Origin of the sequence: Microbacterium sp. (assembly GCF_041909575.1) — a bacterium.
Classification (GTDB): Bacteria; Actinomycetota; Actinomycetes; order Actinomycetales; family Microbacteriaceae; genus Microbacterium.
This window is the reverse complement of the sequence record NZ_JAYRDE010000180.1, coordinates 1-2,937: the sequence shown is the minus strand read 5'-3', so window position 1 is coordinate 2,937 and position 2,937 is coordinate 1. Positions and strand designations below refer to the sequence as shown.

Annotated in this window: 4 protein-coding genes; all 4 read right to left on the bottom strand. The window is 71.5% G+C overall.

Translation table 11 applies throughout. The annotated features are described in order from the left end of the window. Window positions 1-40 precede the first annotated feature (40 nt). On the bottom strand, window positions 41-289 hold the full coding sequence (locus ACE3O1_RS15285; RefSeq protein ID WP_191766372.1) for an acyl carrier protein: 249 nt from the start codon (window positions 287-289) through the stop codon (window positions 41-43). Window positions 290-360: 71 nt separating this feature from the next. Then, complete coding sequence (locus ACE3O1_RS15280) at window positions 361-1,362, bottom strand: beta-ketoacyl-ACP synthase III (RefSeq protein ID WP_374316507.1); 1,002 nt, start codon at window positions 1,360-1,362, stop codon at window positions 361-363. A 14-nt stretch (window positions 1,363-1,376) separates the two neighbouring features. After that, window positions 1,377-2,291, bottom strand: a complete 915-nt coding sequence (locus tag ACE3O1_RS15275) for an ACP S-malonyltransferase (protein ID WP_374316505.1) — start codon at window positions 2,289-2,291, stop codon at window positions 1,377-1,379. A gap of 84 nt (window positions 2,292-2,375) precedes the next feature. Continuing rightward, window positions 2,376-2,937, bottom strand: a 562-nt coding sequence (locus ACE3O1_RS15270; RefSeq protein WP_374316503.1) for a PucR family transcriptional regulator, incomplete at its 5' end; no start/stop codon positions are given.

The following is a 2,937-nucleotide window of genomic DNA, read 5'->3' as shown; positions in this document are numbered from 1 at the left end:
GCAAGCCGGGGGTGTTGGGGGGCGCCCCACAGGGATGGTCCTACGCCTGGTTCGACGTGATGTAGGTGACGGCGTCGCCGACGGTCTTGAGGTTCTTGACCTCGTCGTCGGGGATCGTGACGCCGAACTTCTCCTCGGCGTTCACGACGATCGTCATCATCGAGATCGAGTCGATGTCGAGGTCGTCGGTGAACGACTTCTCGAGGGCGACCTCGTCGGCCGAGATGCCCGTCTCGTCGGTGATGAGCTCGGCCAGCCCGGCAAGGACCTCGTCGCTGCTGAATGCCATGGTTTCTCCTGTTTCTCGGGGGTGAGGGACCGGACGGTCCGCGTCAAGTCTAGGGTCGGGGTCGTGGGTGCTCAGGGGAGCACGACCACCTGCGCGCCGAACACCAGTCCGGCTCCGAAGCCGATCTGGAGGGCGAGGCCGCCGCTGAGCTCCGGGTGCTCCTCGAGCAGGCGGTGCGTCGCCAGCGGGATCGAAGCGGCTGACGTGTTGCCGGTCGTCTCGATGTCGCGGCCGATCACCACGGTCTCGGGAAGGCCCAGCTGCTTCGCGAACTCGTCGATGATGCGCATGTTGGCCTGGTGGGGCACGAAGGCCGCGAGATCGGATGCCTCGACTCCGGCCGCCTCGAGTGCCTGACGGGCGACCTTCACCATCTCCCACACCGCCCAGCGGAACACCGTCGGGCCCTCCTGTCGGAGCGTCGGCCAGGGAGCGAGTCCGTCGCGGAAGTCCGTGAGGGTGTGGTTCATGCCCACCGCGTCGGCCTTCGAGCCGTCGGAGCCCCAGATCGTCGGGCCGATCCCGGGCGTGTCGCTCGGCCCGATCACCACCGCGCCGGCGCCGTCGCCGAGCAGGAACGAGATGCTCCGGTCGGAGGGATCGACGACGTCGCTGAGCTTCTCGGTTCCGATCACGAGCGCGTACGTCGAGGCCCCCGCACGGATCAGCGCGTCGGCCTGCGCGACGCCGTAGGCGAACCCGGCGCACGCGGCGTTGAGGTCGTAGGCGGCGGCGGGGTTGGAGCCCACGCGGTCGGCGACGATCGCCGACACCGACGGCGTCTGCTTCGGGTTGCTGATCGTCGCGACGATGACGGCATCGATCTTCGCGGCATCCACGCCCGAGCGCTCGATCGCCTCGCGAGCGGCGTCGGTGGCGAGGTCGATCGCGTCGGTTCCGGCGACGGCGCGCGTGCGCGTGATGATCCCGGTGCGCTGGCGGATCCACTCATCGCTCGAGTCGATCGGGCCGACGAGGTCGTCGTTGGGGACGGCGATCTCGCCGCGGGCGGCGCCGTACGCGTAGATGCGCGTGTGGGCGACGCCGGTGGACTGGACGAGTGTGGGGGTCATGCGGGATTCTCCGGTCATGCGTCGGCGGAGCCGAGGAGGTCGGCGGCCGCCTGAAGGTCGTCGGGCGTCTTGACGGCGACGGCGGGGGTGCCGCGCAGCGCCCGCTTGGCGAGCCCCGTGAGCGTACCCGCGGGGGACAGCTCAACGATGCCCGACACTCCCGCGGAAGAGAAGGCCGTCATGCACAGATCCCAGCGCACCGGCGAGGCCACCTGGTCGACGAGCAGTCCGACGAACTCGCTGCCGCGGGCCACCGGGGAGCCGTCGCGGTTCGTCCAGACGGTGACGCGGGGATCGGATGCCTCCACCTCCGCTGCCGCCGTGCGCAGCGTCTCCACTGCCGGTGCCATGTAGCGCGTGTGGAACGCGCCCGCCACCTGCAGCGGGATCACGCGGGTGCCGGCCGGGGGCTCCGCCGTCAGCTGCGCCAGCGCGTCCAGCGCGCCGGCCGCGACGAGCTGGCCGCCGCCGTTGTAGTTGGCGGGGGTGAGCCCCAGCTCCTCGAGGCGGGAGACGACGGATGCCTCGTCCCCGCCGATGACGGCGCTCATGCCGGTCTGCTCGGCAGCGGCCGCCTCGGCCATGGCGCGGCCGCGGATGCCGACGAGGCGCAGCGCGTCCTCTTCGGTCAGGATGCCGGAGGCCGCCGCGGCGGCGAACTCGCCGACGGAGTGGCCGGCGACGCCGGCGATCGCGTCACGGCCGGGCAGTGCGTTCCAAGACAGCAGGCTCGCGGCGACGATGAGCGGCTGGGCGACCTGTGTGTCGCGGATGCGATCGGCATCCCACTCCGTGCCGGCGGCGACGAGGTCCACGCCCGCCCACTCCGAGTACTGGGACAGCCGGTCGGCCGCGCCGTCGAGGGCGAGCCAGGGGGAGAGGAATCCGGGGGACTGGGAGCCCTGCCCGGGGAAGACCGCGATTCTCACTTGTCCATCCTGCCAAGGATCGGGCCGCGCCTTCTGGCGATACCGACACAAGAATGCCGGAAGCCTTTGTGCGGCGTGTACAGATCAGTGGGCCGAGCGGCGCGCCTGCGGGGGGCGCCGGCGCGTGGCGTCCGTCCCGATCGACCCGAGGATGAGGGCGGTCTGCAGGATCAGCGCCTCGCGCGGACCGGTCGCGTCCCACCCGATGACCTCGGACACGCGCTTGAGGCGGTAGCGCACCGTGTTCGGATGCACGAAGAGCTCGCGCGCGGTCGCCTCCAGTGATCGGCCGTTGTCGAGATAGCTCCACAGAGTGGCGACCAGATCCGCGCTGTGGGCCTGCAGCGGCCGGTAGATGCGGTCGACCAGGGTCTGCTTGGCGAGCGGATCTCCGGCCAGCGCGCGCTCGGGCAGGAGGTCGTCGGCCTCGACGGGACGCGGCGCGTGCCGCCAGGCGCGCGCGACGGCGAAGCCTGCGAGCGAGGCCCGGGCGCTCTGACCGGCGTCGACGAGCGCGGGCACGGTCGGGCCGAGGACGAGGAATCCGGGGCCGAAGCCCGGCTCGAGGCGCGTGGCGATCTCGGTGAAGGGCAGTTCCGTCGGAATGTCGTCGGGCCGCGCATGCGGCTCGGCTCGGCCCAGGACG